The 17,202-nt window shown below is 60.1% G+C and carries 15 protein-coding genes; 5 read left to right on the forward strand and 10 right to left on the reverse strand.

Annotated elements, in window-relative coordinates; all coding sequences use genetic code 11:
• Nucleotides 1-4 precede the first annotated feature (4 nt).
• Both CAF74_RS01695 and CAF74_RS01700 read right to left on the reverse strand, forming a co-directional pair.
• Nucleotides 5-1,615 (reverse strand): ATP-binding protein, encoded by a 1,611-nt coding sequence (locus CAF74_RS01695; protein WP_007957745.1) that lies wholly within the window; start codon nt 1,613-1,615, stop codon nt 5-7.
• Complete coding sequence (locus CAF74_RS01700) at nt 1,612-2,334, reverse strand: response regulator (protein WP_085745108.1); 723 nt, start codon at nt 2,332-2,334, stop codon at nt 1,612-1,614. Before CAF74_RS01700 ends, CAF74_RS01695 begins: the two co-directional genes overlap by 4 nt.
• A 735-nt stretch (nt 2,335-3,069) precedes the next feature.
• Between CAF74_RS01700 and CAF74_RS01705 the strand changes: the two genes are divergently transcribed.
• Nucleotides 3,070-5,964, forward strand: a complete 2,895-nt coding sequence (locus CAF74_RS01705) for a ribonucleoside-diphosphate reductase subunit alpha (RefSeq protein WP_085745109.1) — start codon at nt 3,070-3,072, stop codon at nt 5,962-5,964.
• Nucleotides 5,965-6,693: 729 nt separating this feature from the next.
• Here the strand turns inward: CAF74_RS01705 and flgE are convergent.
• The 6 genes from flgE to CAF74_RS01735 all read right to left on the reverse strand — a co-directional run bounded on the left by flgE (nt 6,694) and on the right by CAF74_RS01735 (nt 11,685).
• Complete coding sequence (flgE, locus tag CAF74_RS01710; protein WP_085745110.1) at nt 6,694-8,007, reverse strand: flagellar hook protein FlgE; 1,314 nt, start codon at nt 8,005-8,007, stop codon at nt 6,694-6,696.
• Nucleotides 8,008-8,037: 30 nt separating this feature from the next.
• A complete protein-coding gene (flgD, locus tag CAF74_RS01715; RefSeq protein ID WP_085745111.1) occupies nt 8,038-8,766 on the reverse strand; it encodes a flagellar hook assembly protein FlgD in 729 nt (242 codons plus the stop codon).
• A gap of 15 nt (nt 8,767-8,781) precedes the next feature.
• The gene (gene flgC, locus CAF74_RS01720) at nt 8,782-9,225 is read right to left on the reverse strand and encodes a flagellar basal body rod protein FlgC (protein WP_007960329.1); all 444 of its coding nucleotides are present in this window, start codon (nt 9,223-9,225) and stop codon (nt 8,782-8,784) included.
• 3 nt (nt 9,226-9,228) lie between these two features.
• Complete coding sequence (gene flgB, locus CAF74_RS01725) at nt 9,229-9,636, reverse strand: flagellar basal body rod protein FlgB (RefSeq protein ID WP_007960328.1); 408 nt, start codon at nt 9,634-9,636, stop codon at nt 9,229-9,231.
• A gap of 241 nt (nt 9,637-9,877) precedes the next feature.
• Nucleotides 9,878-10,705 (reverse strand): protein-glutamate O-methyltransferase CheR, encoded by an 828-nt coding sequence (gene cheR / locus CAF74_RS01730; protein ID WP_007960327.1) that lies wholly within the window; start codon nt 10,703-10,705, stop codon nt 9,878-9,880.
• A 47-nt stretch (nt 10,706-10,752) separates the two neighbouring features.
• Nucleotides 10,753-11,685, reverse strand: coding sequence for a chemotaxis protein CheV (locus CAF74_RS01735; protein ID WP_007960326.1), 933 nt, complete (start codon nt 11,683-11,685; stop codon nt 10,753-10,755).
• A gap of 82 nt (nt 11,686-11,767) precedes the next feature.
• Here CAF74_RS01735 and flgA point away from each other — a divergent pair, with 82 nt between their 5' ends.
• The 4 genes from flgA (at nt 11,768) to CAF74_RS01755 (ending at nt 14,420) form a co-directional block, all read left to right on the forward strand.
• Nucleotides 11,768-12,529, forward strand: a complete 762-nt coding sequence (gene flgA / locus CAF74_RS01740) for a flagellar basal body P-ring formation chaperone FlgA (RefSeq protein ID WP_085745112.1) — start codon at nt 11,768-11,770, stop codon at nt 12,527-12,529.
• A 218-nt stretch (nt 12,530-12,747) separates the two neighbouring features.
• Nucleotides 12,748-13,074: a flagellar biosynthesis anti-sigma factor FlgM gene (gene flgM / locus CAF74_RS01745; RefSeq protein ID WP_007960324.1), complete on the forward strand. Its 327-nt coding sequence runs from the start codon at nt 12,748-12,750 to the stop codon at nt 13,072-13,074.
• A 48-nt stretch (nt 13,075-13,122) separates the two neighbouring features.
• Nucleotides 13,123-13,590, forward strand: a complete 468-nt coding sequence (locus tag CAF74_RS01750; RefSeq protein ID WP_007960323.1) for a flagella synthesis protein FlgN — start codon at nt 13,123-13,125, stop codon at nt 13,588-13,590.
• A gap of 95 nt (nt 13,591-13,685) precedes the next feature.
• Complete coding sequence (locus CAF74_RS01755; protein WP_007960322.1) at nt 13,686-14,420, forward strand: flagellar brake protein; 735 nt, start codon at nt 13,686-13,688, stop codon at nt 14,418-14,420.
• Nucleotides 14,421-14,479: 59 nt separating this feature from the next.
• Here CAF74_RS01755 and CAF74_RS01760 read toward each other — a convergent pair whose 3' ends face one another.
• Nucleotides 14,480-15,850: an MFS transporter gene (locus CAF74_RS01760; protein ID WP_085745113.1), complete on the reverse strand. Its 1,371-nt coding sequence runs from the start codon at nt 15,848-15,850 to the stop codon at nt 14,480-14,482.
• Between the two features lie 68 nt (nt 15,851-15,918).
• Nucleotides 15,919-17,160 (reverse strand): glutamine synthetase family protein, encoded by a 1,242-nt coding sequence (locus CAF74_RS01765; protein ID WP_173892800.1) that lies wholly within the window; start codon nt 17,158-17,160, stop codon nt 15,919-15,921.
• Nucleotides 17,161-17,202 lie beyond the last annotated feature (42 nt).

Here is a 17,202-nt window from a genome sequence, read left to right on the forward strand (position 1 = left end):
GGCTTCAGCGCCGCTCCTGATTCCTCGGCCAGCTCAGGCTGAAGCACGCTCCGCCCAGACTCTTGCTCTTGCCGATCAGCGCCCGGCCGTCGTGCCAGTGGATGATCCGCCGCACGATCGACAGGCCCAGCCCGTGCCCGCCGGACGCTCGGGTGCGGCTGTCGTCCAGGCGCAGGAACGGCGTGAAGATTTTCTCCCAAGCGGTTTCCGGCACGCCGGGGCCGTCGTCCTCGACATCCACCCGGCAACGCATCTGCCCGACCTGATAACTGACCGTGACCTTCGAGCGTGCATGGCGCATGGCGTTGCTCACCAGATTCTGCAAGGCACGGTGCAGGTAACGCGGCTCGGCCTCGACCCAGGCGTCATCGCAATCCGCCGCCGACAGGCACAAACCGCGCTGTACCGTGACTTCGGCGCGCAGAGGCGCCAGCTCTTCGATCACCTGATTGACCAGTGCATCCAGGTCGATGCGCTGGAAGGTCAGCGCCGGCGAGCCCTGCTCCAGCCGGGCGTACGTGAGCATTTCGTCGACCAGCTTGTCGAGGTCCTCGATGTCGTGGTCCATACCCTCGCGGTATTTCTCCAGCGCCTGCGGGGTGGTGGCCGAGCCGATCATCTCCAGGCCGAAACGCAGGCGCGCCACCGGCGTGCGCAATTCGTGGGACACCGCGCGCACCAGTTCACGCTGGATGGCCAGCAACTGCTGCAAGTGCTCGGCCATGCCGTTGAACGCCGCCGCCAGCTTGCCCACCGAGTCGGCACCCCGGGCCGGAACGCGAGTTTCCAGACTGCCTTTGGCGATGCGCGTGGCGGCAGCTTCGAGCCCGCGCAAACGCCGTTCGAGCTGACGCACCAATAAATAGACGATCAGGCCGATCAGGGTCAGGCCGAGAGCGGCGATCAAAACCAGCCATTCCGGCGGGTACGGATTCATCTGATACAGCGGCCCGATTTCCAGCACCCACGGCGTGCCGACCATGCCGGCGAACACCCGGATCGAATCGCCGCCCTTGCCCAGCGCCATCACCGTATCGCCTTCGGACACTCGACGACTCTGGTCTTCGTCCATGTCGGCATCGCTGACGGTGACCAGCCGCAAATCGAAGCCGAAGCCTTTGTCTTCTTTCAACTGCGCCAGTCGTTTGGGCTGTTCGCCCACGGGCACCCGCACCAGCTCATCGGCCAACAGGTAGATGGTCGCCCGGGCCAGTTGCTCGCTGATCTGCTGCACCTCGCCCACCAGCACCAGTTGATCCTTGTCACTGACCAGCCGATAGACCTTGGCCGCGTGCGGGCCGGTCTGTTCGACCAGCGCCTGGCCGCGCTGCACCCGGGTGCGCTGGGTCAGATCGAGATCGGTCTGGGCAAAGGTCTTCAGCGCCAGCGGAATCCCGAGCAGCCGCTCCCACACCAGCAAGGCGCGATGGCGCTCGGTTTCATTCATCGGTTGCAGGTTGTCGGCCATCAGCGAAAACGTGCCGTGGGCCAGACGCTCGCGGTATTGCTCGCTGCGCACCTGGTTGAGCAGGTGCAGCGCCAGCACGCCGAGCACCGCCACCAGAATCAGCGCCGCGCACATGCCGCCATAGATGCGCAGGAAGATCGAATTCACAGCGGCAGTTCTACGCAGGCTTCCGGCACGAACAGATAACCTTTGCTGCGCACGGTCTTGATCAGGCGCGGGTGATCGGGGTCGTCGCCGATTTTCGGGCGGATGCGCGAGATGCGTACATCGATCGAGCGGTCCTGGCCGTCGTAGCCAATGCCGCGCAGTGCGGTGAAGATTTCTTCCCGGGACAGGATCCGCCCGGCGTTGGATACCAGCAGCCAGAGCAGATCGAATTCGGCGCTGGTCAGCTCGATGCCGCTGTCACTGAGCCAGGCTTCGCGCAAGGCGTTGTCCACCACCAGCGGACCGAACTGCAGACGACGCGGATTGCCCGCTGGCGCCTCCGGTGTGTCACTGCGTCGCAGCAGCGCCTGGATACGCGCCAGCAACAGTCGCGGGCGCACCGGTTTGCAGACGTAGTCGTCGGCACCCAAGTCGAGCCCGAGGATCTGGTCGGCGTCATCGGTGCGCGCGGTGAGCATCAGGATCGGGCCGTCGTAACGGTCACGCACCTTGCGGCAGATGCTCAGGCCGTCTTCGCCGGGGAGCATCAGGTCGAGGATCACCAGGTCCGGCTGTTCCTTGATGATCCGCGCCGCCGCCAGCGCACCGTTGCCTTCGATCTCCACGCGCAATCCGTTGGCTTGCAGGTATTCACGGGTCAGTTCGGCCAGACGCTGGTCGTCCTCGACTATCAATACCTGCCAGGCTTCTTGCTCCACGGGTGACCTCTGCTTGCCGATGCTGCTTATAAAGGAAGGATCCTCCCGTCTTTTTGTCATCTTTAAGGAGGATAAGAATGCGTGCGCATGGCCCGATTGTATAAACGGCGTACAGCCAGAACACAAGTCGGTAAATGCGTTCGGACAAGGCGGATTTTTGTGATAGGGTTCGCGCCCTTAAAAATCCGCTGAAGCGTTTTTCCCGACTGAAAAACAGTGACAAACGGTCTAGCTCAGCAGGTTCACGGCCTACAAAGGTTTTCCCTGTTTCGCACACAATTTACGCACAGGGTTATCCACAGGCTGTCCGTTGCAATCGCCCCCCGAAACGCATTATCTTGTAGCCCGCGCTCAAAAAAACCCTACATGTAGGGGTTGAGACCAAAAAACCAAACACAAACCGGACAGTGAATTCAAGGCTTTTTATTGCCATTGTCGGGTTGAACCAAACGTATTTTCAGAAGCCCAAACCGCGCCTGCGGATGGCTACCGTTTTTCAGCCGATCACGGCGTAAACGGTACGGGTGTTGCAGTCCCAAACTGCTCCCCGAAAGGAATGCGGTTTCACGCGTATCGCGCGAACCGAAGACTTCGGCATGGAAGCGGCGCCCACAAGGCCCCCTTCCTGAACTGTCCCGAAGTCGTTACCCGGCAACTGCCGGTCGTAGTGCTTCAGGACGGAACGGTGGGCACCGTGATGGTGCCCAAACAAACATAGAGAACGTGGAGACACCCATGCAAACCGACACAACTCGCGAGAACCCGCAGGGCACCTTGCCGCAGGCCGCCGATTCGAATTCGGATCTGGCTGCCACCGCGCCTGGCCAACTGCGCGTGATCAAGCGTAATGGCACTGTCGTTCCTTACACCGATGACAAGATCACCGTCGCTATCACCAAAGCGTTTCTCGCAGTTGAGGGCGGCACCGCTGCCGCTTCGTCGCGAATCCACGACACCGTTGCCCGCCTGACCGAACAGGTCACCGCGACCTTCAAGCGTCGCATGCCGTCGGGCGGCACCATCCACATCGAAGAAATCCAGGACCAGGTCGAACTGGCCCTGATGCGTGCCGGCGAGCAGAAAGTGGCTCGCGACTACGTGATCTACCGTGATGCCCGTTCCAAGGAACGCGCCGTTCGCACCACCGCCGAAGCACCGGTACAGGCGCACCCGTCGATCCGCATCACCCGCGCCGACGGCACTCTCGCGCCACTGGACATGGGTCGCCTGAACACCATCGTCACCGAAGCCTGCGAAGGTCTGGCTGAAGTCGACGGCGACCTGATCCAGCGCGAAACCCTGAAGAACCTGTACGACGGCGTGGCCCTGAACGACGTCAACACCGCTCTGGTGATGACCGCGCGTACCCTGGTCGAGCGCGAGCCGAACTACTCGTTCGTGACCGCCCGCCTGCTGATGGACACCCTGCGTGCCGAAGGCCTGGGCTTCCTGGGCGTGGCCGAAAGCGCCACTCACCACGAGATGGCCGACCTGTACGCCAAGGCACTGCCGGCCTACGTCGCCAAAGGTATCGAGTTCGAACTGCTGAACCCTGTGCTGGCCTCCTTCGACCTGGAAAAACTGGGCAAGGCGATCAACCACGAGCGCGACCAGCAATTTACCTACCTGGGCCTGCAGACCCTGTACGACCGTTACTTCATCCACAAGGATGGCGTGCGTTTCGAACTGCCGCAGATCTTCTTCATGCGCGTGGCCATGGGCCTGGCGATCGAAGAGAAGCAGAAAGAAGACCGTGCGATCGAGTTCTACAACCTGCTGTCCTCGTTCGACTACATGGCTTCGACCCCGACCCTGTTCAACGCCGGTACCCTGCGTCCACAGCTGTCGAGCTGCTACCTGACCACCGTGCCGGATGACCTGTCGGGCATCTACCACGCGATCCACGACAACGCCATGCTGTCAAAATTCGCCGGTGGCCTGGGCAACGACTGGACGCCGGTGCGTGCACTGGGTTCGTACATCAAGGGCACCAACGGCAAATCGCAAGGCGTGGTTCCGTTCCTGAAAGTGGTGAACGACACCGCCGTCGCCGTTAACCAGGGTGGCAAGCGCAAAGGCGCTGTCTGTGCCTACCTGGAAACCTGGCACATGGACATCGAAGAGTTCATCGAGCTGCGCAAGAACACCGGTGATGACCGTCGTCGTACCCACGACATGAACACCGCCAACTGGATCCCTGACCTGTTCATGAAGCGCGTCTTCGATGACGGCAAATGGACCCTGTTCTCGCCGTCCGAAGTACCGGATCTGCACGACCTGACCGGCAAGGCCTTCGAAGAGCGCTACGAGTACTACGAAGCCCTGACCGAGTACCCGGGCAAGGTCAAGCTGTTCAAGACCATCCAGGCCAAAGACCTGTGGCGCAAGATGCTGTCGATGCTGTTCGAAACCGGCCACCCATGGCTGACTTTCAAAGACCCGTGCAACCTGCGTAGCCCGCAGCAGCACGTCGGCGTTGTTCACAGCTCGAACCTGTGCACCGAGATCACCTTGAACACCAACAAGGACGAGATCGCGGTCTGCAACCTGGGCTCGATCAACCTGCCGAACCACATCGTCGACGGCAAGCTGGACACCGCCAAGCTCAAGCGCACCATCGACGTCGCCGTGCGCATGCTCGACAACGTGATCGACATCAACTACTACTCGGTACCGCAGGCGAAGAACTCCAACTTCCGTCACCGTCCGGTCGGCCTGGGCATCATGGGCTTCCAGGACGCGCTGTACCTGCAGCACATCCCTTACGGTTCCGACGCTGCCGTCGAGTTCGCCGACAAGTCGATGGAAGCGGTCAGCTACTACGCGATCCAGGCTTCCTGCGACCTGGCCGACGAGCGCGGCTCGTACGAGACGTTCCAGGGTTCGCTGTGGTCCAAAGGCGTACTGCCGCTGGATTCGCAACAGATCCTGATCGAAGCACGCGGCCAGAAGTACATCGACGTCGACCTGACCGAATCCCTGGACTGGGCACCGGTTCGCGCCCGTGTACAGAAAGGCATCCGCAACTCGAACATCATGGCCATCGCACCGACCGCGACCATCGCCAACATCACCGGCGTATCGCAGTCGATCGAACCGACCTACCAGAACCTGTATGTGAAATCGAACCTGTCGGGCGAATTCACCGTGATCAACCCCTACCTGGTTCGCGACCTGAAGGCTCGCGGTCTGTGGGACTCGGTCATGATCAACGACCTGAAGTACTACGACGGTTCGGTTCAGCAGATCGAGCGCATCCCGCAAGAACTCAAAGAGCTCTACGCGACCGCATTCGAAGTGGACACCAAGTGGATCGTTGACGCCGCCAGCCGTCGTCAGAAGTGGATCGACCAGGCCCAGTCGCTGAACCTGTACATCGCCGGCGCATCGGGCAAGAAGCTGGACGTGACCTACCGCATGGCCTGGTACCGTGGTCTGAAAACCACCTACTACCTCCGCGCCCTGGCCGCGACCAGCACCGAGAAGTCGACCATCAACACCGGCAAGCTGAACGCTGTATCCAGCGGCGGCAACCACGGCGACGACTCGGTCCTGGCAGCCCCTGCCGGCCCGGCTCCAGTACCGAAGGCTTGCGCCATCGACGAGCCGGATTGCGAAGCTTGCCAATAAGCTGAGCTGAATCGGGCGTTGCGAAACGCCTGATCCGAGAAACCCCCGACAGACTTCTGGTTTGTCGGGGGTTTTCTTTTGCCCGCGATAAAAGCAAAAGCCGCCCTCACCCTAGCCCTCTCCCGGAGGGAGAGGGGACTGACCGAGGTGTTTGGGAGAGATACGCCGACGTGAAATACCGAGGTGAACTTGGGTTTTGAAACGCATCCAACTCAACTCCCGCATCTTCCTCTCCAAAGCCCCCTCACCCTAACCCTCTCCCGAGGGAGAGGGGACTGACCGAGTTGTTTGGGAGAGATACGCCGACGTGAAAGACCGAGTTGAACTAAAGCAAACATCCCTGCTTCCACCACTCAATACGATGAGCGTTAGCTCGAGTAAGGCTTTTGACGTGCCGGCCCCATCGGAAGGCTGAGTGGAGGGATTTATCCGGGGGTGGGAGCGCAGCGACCGTGCGGCGCAGCCGCATGCATCGAGAGGAGGTGCAGCGAAGCAAACCGTAGGCGATGCCCCCGGATGAATCCCGTAACGAAGGAACACCGAGCCAAAGCGAGGTGCCGAACGCCGGGGCCCAGCGTTTTGGTTCCTTTTGGGCGTTTGCAAAAGGGACTCGCCGTAAGGGCGAAACCGCCAGCGGCAACACCCGCAGAAACGGATAAACACCCCAAACCGCAGCCAAAAAAAAGCCCCTCAAAAAGAGGGGCTCCCATACAAAACCAAACCCAGAAATCAGGTCATCTGAATAATGGTCTGCATAATGGTGCTCTGAGTCGAAATGGTCTTGGCGTTCGCCTGATAGTTACTCTGACCCTTGATCAGATCAACCAGCTCATTGGTCAGGTTAACGTTCGACTCCTCCAGCGAGTTCGAAACAACCGAACCCAGAGTACCGGTCTCCGGCGCATCGTAGCCCGGAATGCCCGAAGCGTAAGTCTCTTTCCAGCTGGTACCACCAATCGGCTGAAGACCCTGCTCGTTGGTGAAGCTCGCCAGCGCAACCTGGCCGATGGCCTTGCTCTGGTTGTTGCTGAAGTTGGCAAACAGCGTACCGGTACCGTCGATGGTCAGGTTGGTGATCTGGCCAGTCGCGTAACCATCCTGAGTCGGGATCGAACGCGCGGTGTCAGCGTTGAACTGAGTGGTCTTGGCCATCGAAATGGTGATGCCAGCCGGGTTCGCCGAAGCACCGTTGGCCTTCCACACGCCGTTGGTGACAGTACCCGGTACCCAGCCAGTGAATTTCAGGTCGCTGCTGATCACGGCAGGCGGCGTGCTGACCTGAGTCAGTTGACCGGTGGAGTCGAAGGTCATGGTCGAAGCGACAGGTGCGGTGACTTTCGGATCGCTGCCGGTAGCATCCGGGTTACGACCGTCTACCAGGGTGTAGACCTTCCAGGTGTTGGCACCGGTTTTCACCATGTATTGGTCCATGACGTGGGAGTTACCCTGGCTGTCATAGATCGGGGTGCTGAACGACTTGGTGTAGGTCTCGGTCTTGCTAGGGTCGAACTTGCCGGCCGCCACTGTGTCGTCGATCACCGGAGCGGTCGAGTTCAGGTTGATGGTCGAGGTCACCAGCGAGGTGGACTTCGGCGCGAGGTTCGAGGTGTCGATCTTCAGGTCGGTCAACACGCCGTTGATGACCTTGCCGTTGGAGTCCACACCATAGCCTTGCAGACGCGAGGTGTAGTCGGTGTTGGTGATGAAGCCGTCCTTGTCGACCTTGAACGTACCGGCACGGGTGTAGGAGATCGAGCCGTTGTTGCTCAGGGTGAAGAAGCCCGAACCGTTGATGCCCATGTCCAGCACGTTGCCGGTGTTGTTGATGTCGCCCTGGGTGAACTGCTGGGAAACGTTGGCCAGGCGCACACCGTTGCCGATGACCTTGCTGCCGCTACCCAGGCGAGTGGCCGAGTAGACGTCTTCGAATTCTGCACGGGACGATTTGAAACCGGCGGTCGCAACGTTGGCGATGTTGTTGCCGGTCACGTCCAGTTGCTTGTTGGCTGCATAGAGACCGCTAAGGCCGATATTGAAAGACATATTCCACTCCTTTGTGCCGGTTAGTCGGCTCTATATACCAATGGTTTGTACTTTGGACAGGGCAACGGTGCCCTTGCCGGACAGGTTGAGCATCAGCTCGCCACCGGTCTGGCTGATCGTCACGCTGGTGACCGTGGCTGGCAGGTAGGTCGCCATATCGGTCGAGGTACCGTTGATCGAGGCGTTCGCCTTGACGGTGTAGGTACCGGTTTTCACCAGGTTGCCGTCCTTGTCCTTGCCGTCCCATGTGAAGCTCGCATTGCCGGCGGCGCGGCTGCCCAGGTCGATGGTGCGAACAACGGTGCCGCTGCTGTCGGTGATGGAGACAGTGCCGCCGGCAATCGACGACGGAACGGTGACCGAACCGGTCATGCCTTTGCTCGGATCGTCGAGCTGTACCGAGTTGGTCTGCACGATCACGTTGCGGCCGACCAGCGACGAAGCCTGCAGGGCTTGCGACGAGTTGTAGTTGCCGGCCAGCGAGCTGACGGTGCTGTTGAGGGTGGTGATCCCCTCAAGGCTGCTGAACTGCGCCAACTGGGCAACGAATGCGCTGTTGTCCTGCGGGTCGAGCGGGTTCTGGTTCTTCAGCTGGGTTACCAGCAGTTGCAGGAACGCGTCCTTGCCCAGGGCCTGGCCGCCGGTCGAGCTGTTGGTGGCCGAAGCGATGCCGCCGGTGGTCGTGCTACTGGTCTTCTTCGAAGAGTTGGCCAGTATGTCGTTCATCGTCAGGCTGCTGGTGGTATCGGTAACACTCATGGCAGTCGCCCCTTATTACTGACCGAGGGTCAGTACCTTCTGCATCATGGTCTTGGCGGTGTTCATCATTTCGGCGTTGGTCTGGAACGACCGGCTCGCGGAAATCATGTCAGCCATTTCTTCCACCACGTTGACGTTCGGGTAGTAGACGTAGCCCTTTGCGTCGGCTGCCGGATGGTTCGGCTCGTAGCGCGCTTCGAGGTTGCTCTGGTCTTCGACCACGCCCATGACCTGCACGCCCTGGCCCGCAGCATCCTGGTTCTGGAACAGCGAATTGCTGCCGCCGCTCTGGCCGCCCTGGAACATGGTGGCGAATACCGGGTGACGGGCACGGTAGGTCTGATCGATGCTCGACGAGACGGTCTCGGCGTTGGCGATGTTCGAAGCCACGGTGTTGAGGCGGGTGGTCTGGGCGCTCATGCCGCTGCCGGCAATGTTGAAAACGCTGGACAGGGACATGGATTACTCTCCGCGCAGGGCTGATACCAGCCCTTTGAATTTGCTGTTGAGCAGGGTGAAGCTGGCCTGGAAGCCGACCGCGTTTTCCGCGTAGTTCGACTGTTCCAGCTGGGCGTCCACGGTGTTCTGGTCGATCGACGGCTGCATCGGCGTGCGATACATCAGCGACTCGTCGCCATTGCCCAGCCCTTCAGCTTCGATGTGACGGCTGTTGGTCATGTTCAGGGCGATGGTGCCGTTGGCGTTCTTCTGGCTCTGTGCTTCGAGCACTTTGGAGAACTCCAGATCCCGCGCCTTGTAGTTCGGGGTATCGGCGTTGGCGATGTTGTTGGCCAGCACTTCGGCACGCTGGGCGCGGAAGCCCAGAGCCTTTTCGTGAATGCCGAGCGCTTTATCGAAGCTGATGCTCATGTCGGGAACCTTCAGGTGACCGGATTTTTCGTAACAGGGTTATAGCAAGCGGCGTGCCAGTTTGAGAAAGCCCCGGATTACGGGGCTTTGCGCGGAACCGGCAACGCGGCAATGCCAGAAAAGCGGCAACCGGTTTCCGCCGGATGCCGCTTTTCTGCCGCCGCCTGCCACCGGCAAAACCTTCAGGCATAAAAAAAAGGGAGCCCCTGAGGACTCCCGTTTCTTGTGTTGCCGGTCTTGATCACTTCGCCTGGTAGATGATCCCCGGGCTGCACTGAACCATCTGGTAATGATCCGGCAGACCGTTCAGCGCCTCGGAAGCGCCAAGGAACAGATAACCGCCCGGCTTCAGCGTGCTGTGGATGCGCAACAGGATGTCCTTCTTCACCTCGGCGGAGAAGTAGATCAGCACGTTGCGGCAGAACACGATGTCGAACTTGCCCAGGCTTGCGTAGCTGTCGAGCAGGTTGAACGAGCGGAACTCCACCCGGTTCTTGATCGGTGCCTTGATCACCCAGCGCCCCGGCCCTTTCGGGTCGAAGTAGCGCTGCAGACGATCGGCGGACAGACCGCGACCGATTGCCAGGCTGTCGTACTCGCCGGTCTTGCAGTTGGTCAGCATGCTGCCGGACAGATCGGTGGCAACGATCTGCACACCCATCTTCAACTGGCCGATGTTGGTCCGCTCGAACTCGTCGATCGACATCGACAGCGAATAGGGTTCCTGACCCGACGAGCAGGCCGCCGACCAGATCCGCAGACGCTGGTTGGGAGCGGCCTTGATCGCTTCGGGCAGCACCTTGTTCTTCAAGACTTCAAACGGATAGGTGTCGCGAAACCACAGGGTTTCGTTGGTCGTCATGGCATCGACCACCTGCTCGCGCAAACCGCTGCGCGGCTGGGTCTGGATGCGCTGAACCAGCTCACCCAGGGACTTGATGCCTTGCTGCTCCATCAGTTTGTTGAGACGGCTCGACACCAGGTACTGCTTGTTTTCACCGAGCAAAATGCCACAGGCTTTTTCCAGGAAGACCCGGAACTGTTCGAAATCCAAATTACCCGTAGACAAATGATGCCGCCTCTTAAATCGTGTTGAACGCCAGGGGCAAAAGGCCCTTAGCTGATATCTGCTGCTTTGATCCGGTCGACTACCCGGGATGCCAGGTCATCAGGACGGAATTTGGCCAGGAAGTCATCGGCACCGACTTTCTTGACCATCGCCTGATTGAACACACCCGACAACGAAGTATGCAGGATGATATGAAGCTTTTGCATGCGAGGGTCGCTGCGGATCTCGGCCGTCAGGGTGTACCCGTCCATCTCCGGCATTTCGATGTCGGAGATCATCATCAGGAACTCTTCTTCCGGCTTCTTGCCCTCGTCGACCAGCTTGCGCAGGTAATCCAGCGCCTGCTTGCCGTCGTTCAACGCCACCACTTCGACACCGACCGTCTGCAGGCAACGCGTCACCTGCTTGCGCGCCACCGACGAGTCATCGACCGTCAGCACCCGCAGCGACAACGCCTTGCTCTGGGTCTCGACATCCACCACGCCGACCGAAATCGCTTCCGGCGTCGGCGCAACTTCCGCCAGCACCTTCTCGACGTCGATGATTTCGACTAACTGATTGTCGACCCGAGTCACAGCGGTCAGGTAATGATCGCGTCCGGTGCCCTTGGGCGGCGGATGGATCTCTTCCCAGTTCATGTTCACGATACGTTCCACCGAGCGCACCAGGAAACCCTGCGTCTTGGTGTTGTATTCCGTGATGATCACGAACGGACTGTTCTTGTCTTTCAAAGCACCGGAGCCGGTCGCCATCGCCAGATCAAGGATCGGAATGGTCGCCCCCCGGATATTCGCCACCCCGCACACGACAGGACTGGACTTGGGCATCAGCGTCAGTTGCGGGCATTGCAGCACTTCCCGAACCTTGAACACGTTGATCCCGTAGAGCTGCTGGCCGTCGAGACGGAACAACAACAGCTCCAGGCGATTCTGCCCCACCAGTTGCGTGCGCTGGTTCACCGAATCCATTACACCAGCCATGCCCAGACTCCTACACCAACGCCAAGTGTTGTTGCGACGCACATTCATTGCTAAACGGCACGGCGCTTGCTTTTCAACTCGTATGAACGCTCAAACGACATTTTTCCGACGCCTGACATCTCCCCTCCGCATAGGGCTTTGCGCGATGTCCGCCATTTGCCTTTTTTTCGCTGGCAGCCCTGCCGGTGCTGATGCGGTTACCTTGCCTGACATGCTTATCGGCGTCACTCAGGGCTTTCTTGAATTCACCGTAGAAGACTATCTGGCTACCAGTCAAACGGAAGGCCGTTATGAAATCGAGGTCAACCAGCTCGATCCACGCATGCGCATGCCTATGTGCGACAAGGAATTGACAGCGACACTGGAGAGTCCGGCACGCCCTCTGGGCCGTGTCACGGTCAAGGTCCGCTGCGAAGGCACCTCCCCCTGGACGGTGTTCGTGCCCGCTCAAGTCCGCCTGTTTCGCGAGATTGTCACCACCACGCGGCCACTCAAACGCGCCGGCATCATCGAGCCTCAAGACGTGACCTTGCGCGAGCGCGACGTCAGCACGATCAATCAGGGTTTCCTGACGTCGGTGGATGAAGCCATCGGCCAGAAATTGACCCGACCAACGGTAGCCGATCAAGTCATCACCCTGGTGCATCTGGAACAGGCGGAAGTGGTTCGCAAGGGCGATCAAGTGGTGATCACCGCCCGCAGCGGCACCCTCGCCGTCCGCATGCCGGGCGAAGCCCTGTCGAACGGCGGCCTGAAAGAACAGATTCGGGTGAAAAACCTCAATTCCCAACGGGTTATCAAGGCGCAGGTTATCGCGCCGGGCCAGGTGGAAGTTGCCATGTGAACGGCCATGTAGCGGTGATGTGAGCGGCTGTATGAACGGATATTTGAAAAGCCCCTGAGTACCCAAGCAGAAAACTGGCGCTGACCAGAGCTGTTCCCTAAACTGTGCCGCAGCAGGATCTGCAACGGCGCATGCAAGCTCATTGCTAAATGAGCCTAAAGTTTTCCAGGGGATGGCCGAGAACATGGCAAGCGTCCAAATTCCCAGAGGTTTTTAACATGGTCATCGATTTCAGCCGTTTGAACAGCTCCTCGTCACTTACGGGCAGTACACGTACCAGCAACGCCAAGGAAACCGCCGAAACCGGCACCTCCGCGCCGCTGAATACCCCGGCCGAACAGGCCAGTACCGCAAAAAGCGGGGAATCGGTACACCTCAGCAATGAGGCTCAACAGTTGCAGAAGGTCACTGACAAGCTGCGCGATCAGCCTGCCGTCGATAAAGCCCGCGTGGCCGAGTTGAAAGCAGCGATTGCCGATGGCAGCTACAAGGTCGACAGCAACCGTGTAGCCAGCAAACTGCTTAATTTCGAAGCCCAGCGCTAGGCCTCGGTCAGCGCCAGGCTTTTGGACGCTTAAAACCCAAGGCCAGCCATGCACGACACTAATCTATTGCAACTGATCACCGACGACTTTGCTCCAGCTCAACAATTGCTGGAGTTGCTGCAAACCGAGTCCCTCGCCTTGCACGGTCGCGACATGCCTCTGCTGGAAGAAATTCTGGCGCGCAAACAGGCATTGATCATTCTGCTCGAACAGCATGGCCGCAAGCGCAGCGAAATCCTCGCCAGTCTCAATCTGTCGCTCGACCGCGCAGGCCTGGAACAACTGGCCAGCCAGTCGAGCATCGGCGATCAGTTGCTGAGCCAGAGCGATGTCCTGACCGACCTGATTGCCCAGTGCCAGGCCGCCAACGTCAAGAACGGCCAGTCGATCATCATGCAGCAGGCCGCTACGGCCAATCAGCTGAAAATCCTCACCGGCGGCGAGCCTCCCGCGCTCTACGATGCCAGCGGCACCTTCTCCAAACTGCAGAAACCACGCGCGCTCAGCCAGGCGTGATGCTTTCTTCTATGCTTGCGCCCTATCAACGTGCGAAACATGCTGGCAAAATACTGGCCAGCCGTAGTCAAATTTTGTCTGGAGATTGATTTAACGTGTCCAACGATGACGCTCCGCAGCCCCCAAAGGTGCTCACCACGCCCCTGGAGATCTCCAGCAATCTGCGCCAGCTGCAAGAGAGCCACGATCCGCTGATCATTACGTTCCACGAGCGCAGCCAGCGCTTCCAGAGCTACCTGATTGAAGTCGATCGCGAAAACGGTTCGATCAAGCTTGATGAGATGATCCCGCGCGACGGCGAACGTTTTCTGGAAGCAGGCGAACCGTTCAAGGTTGAGGGTTTTCATGATGGCGTGCGCATTGCCTGGGAATGCACAGGGACGCTGAGCATCAAAGACTCCGACGGCGACCGCTTCTACACCGGCGACCTTCCCACCGAAGTGGTTTATCACCAGCGCCGCAACGCCTTTCGCGCCGCACTGAAACTGACCGACCTGGTCAGCGTCGTGCTCGGCGGCGAAAAGCTCAAGGCACCGCTGGATGGCAAATTGCTGGACATCTCGGCCACGGGTTGCAAGCTGCGCTTTGAAGGCGATATCACCGACCGCCTGCAATTGGGCCAGGTCTATGATCGCCTGATCGCCGCACCGCTGTTCGGCAACCAACCGGTATCGGTCGAGCTGCGTTACCTGCACTTCGAAGAAAAGCTCAACATCACCTTCGCCGGCCTGCGCTTTCACAACATCAGCGGCCCGGCGGCCCGGAACGTCGAGCGTTTCGTTTATCAACTGCAGCGCGAAGCGCGTCGGTTCGATAAAGACGATCTCTGATCGGCAGGCATGAAAAACGGGCAGTCACTGCGGTGACTGCCCGTTTTTTTATGCCCGGATCACGGCTTGGCGGGAGTGATGTCCGGCCCCTCGTCTTCGACTGTCGAGTCGGTGGGCGCGGCAGATTCTGGTTCAGGTTCTGGTTCAGGTTCAGGCTCCGGAGCGACCGTATTCTGCATCTGCTCCTGCACCACCTGCTCGTCAACCCGCGGGTCAAGCGCTGCTACCAGCGGCGAACTGGACATGCTGTCCGGCATCGCCACGTGATGCAGCGGTGCATCGTCCACCTGGTGCAGATTGGTCACGGCTTTAGGTCGGATCCGCCACACCAGCACCAACGCGAAAAAGGTGAAGAACGCATACAGGCTCTGCGGCCCGAACAGCTTCATCAGCACCCCGGCCGCCAGCGGCCCGATACTGGCGCCTACGCCGTAAGTCACCAGCAGCATCGCCGTCAGCGACACCCGGCGCTCGCCTTCGACGTGGTCGTTGGAGAACGCCACCGCCAACGGGTACAGGCAAAACTGCACCAGCGAGCAGAGGAAGCCGACCACGAACAGAACCTCCAGCGGCACCTGCGGCAGGATCGCCAGCGGCAACGCGGCAATCGCGAGGAACAACGCAAAGCAACGAATCAGCAGCGCCCGGTCATAGCGGTCGGACAACCAGCCCAGCGGCCACTGCACCACCAACCCGGCAAAAATGCAGCTACCCATGAACAGACCGACCTGCTCGGTGGACAGCCCCTGCTGCGAGGCATACAGCGGCGCCAGACCGTAGAACGAACCGATGATCAGCCCCGCCCCGAGCACCGTGCTCAGCGATTGCGGTACGCGCTTGATAAAAAAGCGCGGCTCCATCGGCGCCGGGTGCAGCGGTGCCGGGTGAATCCGCCGGGTCAGTGCCACCGGCACCAGACACAGGGCGAAGCACAGCGCGACCAGCATCAGCAGTTCCAGGCCAAGGCCCGGGTGCATGACCAGAATCAGCTGACCGAGCACCAGCCCCAGGTACGACGCGATCATGTAGCCGCTGAACACCAGACCGCGCTGATTGGCGTCGGCCTGCTCGTTCAGCCAGCTCTCGATGACCATGTATTGGCACATCATGCCGAGGCCGACGATGGTCCGCAGCACCAGCCAGGCCGGCAGCCAGTCCACCAGGCCATGACCGAGCACCGCCGCACCGACGATCCCGGCACACGCCGAGTAGGCACGGATATGCCCGACCCGGGCAATCAGGCGGTGACCGATCTTGCCGCCCAGCACCAGACCGAAATAGTTGGCCGCCATCAACGCACCGACCCACAACCCGTCGACATGGTCGGCAGCCAGACGCAAAGCCAGATAAGTAGAAAGAAGGCCCGAGCCGATCAACATCATCAGCGAGGCGAAATACAGCGCTCGAAAGGATTTCCAGATTTGGCGCATCGGCGTTCCGAGCGGCTCCTTGCGGTAAGTATCGGGCTATCAAACGATAGCCCGACGGCGACATGTCGTCAGGCCTGGGCTGCTAGAACACGGCGTTCCCAGGGAGTGATTTCATCAAAGAAACTGGTCAACTCCATGGTCTTCGAAGCGATGTAGCCTTCGATGAACTCCGTGCCGAACAGTTCCTTTGCAAGCTGGCTGCGTTTCAGACGTTCGAGCGCCGCGTGCAAGGTACACGGCAGCGAAAGATTGTCCGGCACTTCGAACTCGCCTTGAATCGCTTCGCTTGGCTCCAGCTCATGCTCGATGCCGTACAAGCCGGCGGCAAGGCTCGCAGCGATGGCCAGATACGGGTTCGCATCGGCGCCCGGCAAGCGGTTCTCGACTCGACGGGCAACCGGCGAACTGGCCGGAATACGCAGGCCGGCGGCGCGGTTGTCGTGGGACCAGCAGGCGTTGTTCGGCGATGCGAACGGATGGCAAAGGCGCTGGTAGGAATTGACGTTTGGTGCAAACAGCGCGGTGAAATCAGCCATGCCCGCCTGCTGCCCGCCAATGAAGTGGCGGAACATCGCGGTCGGCTGACCGTCCGCATCGCTGAACACATTCTTGCCGCTGCCGATTTCGACGATGCTCTGGTGAATGTGCATCGAGCTACCCGGCGTGTGCGCCAGCGGCTTGGCCATGCAAACCACGGTCAAACCGTGCTTGAGCGCGACTTCCTTGAGCAGGTGTTTGAACAGGAAGGTCTGGTCGGCCAGCAACAGCGGATCACCGTGCAGAAGGTTGATCTCGAACTGGCTGACGCCCATTTCGTGCATGAAGGTATCGCGCGGCAGACCGAGGGCCGCCATGCATTTATAGACTTCACTGAAGAACGGCCGCAGACCGTTATTGGAGCTGACGCTGAACGCCGAGTGACCGTCCTCGCGACGACCGTCGAGACCGACGGGCGGCTGGAACGGTTGGTTCGGGTCGGTGTTCGGAGCGAACACAAAGAATTCGAGTTCGGTCGCCACCACCGGCGCCAGACCTAGGGCTGCGTAGCGGGCAATGACCTTCTTGAGTTGACCACGGGTCGACAGGTTGGAGCTTTCGCCGGTCAGCTCGTCGGCATCACAGATGGCAAAGGCCCGCGGTTCTTCACTCCATGGCAACGGATGGATCTGCGCCGGATCGGCCACCAGCGCCAGGTCACCGTCATCGCTGCCATAGAATTTCGCGGCGGGATAACCACCCATGATGCATTGCAGCAGCACCCCCCGGGCCAACTGCAAACGCCGCCCTTCGAGGAAACCCTCGGCGGTCATTACCTTGCCACGTGGCACACCGTTCAAATCCGGCGTGACACA

Source organism: Pseudomonas sp. R45(2017), from assembly GCF_002112305.1.
GTDB classification, from domain to species: domain Bacteria; phylum Pseudomonadota; class Gammaproteobacteria; order Pseudomonadales; family Pseudomonadaceae; genus Aquipseudomonas; species Aquipseudomonas paraglycinae.